This window comes from Fructilactobacillus sp. X2R1C1, from assembly GCF_059901435.1.
In genome coordinates this window covers 1-257 of sequence record NZ_JBWXUV010000116.1, presented here as the reverse complement: position 1 = coordinate 257, position 257 = coordinate 1, and the positions used below count along the sequence as shown (strand labels likewise).

1 protein-coding gene is annotated in these 257 nt (G+C 36.6%); it reads left to right on the top strand.

Annotated elements, in window-relative coordinates; genetic code table 11:
• Window positions 1-257, top strand: a 257-nt coding sequence (locus AC6UDG_RS07700; RefSeq protein ID WP_500706991.1) for a response regulator transcription factor, incomplete at both ends; no start/stop codon positions are given.

Genomic DNA, 257 nt, shown 5'->3' with positions numbered 1-257 from the left:
AACGCAGTTCGTGCCATTTCCGCTGGTGCTGATGATTACATTACTAAACCGTTTTCCACTAACGTATTGAGTTCTAAAATTAGTGCGATGTTGCGTCGTACTAAGAATAACCAACCCAACGAAAACTATTTAGAATATGAAAACTTTAAACTGAACTTTCTAACAAATGAATTCAGTGACGGTAATGATGCGGTTAAGTTAACCCCAACTGAAGCCTACGTTTTACGCATCCTTATATTAAATGTCAATAGTCTAGT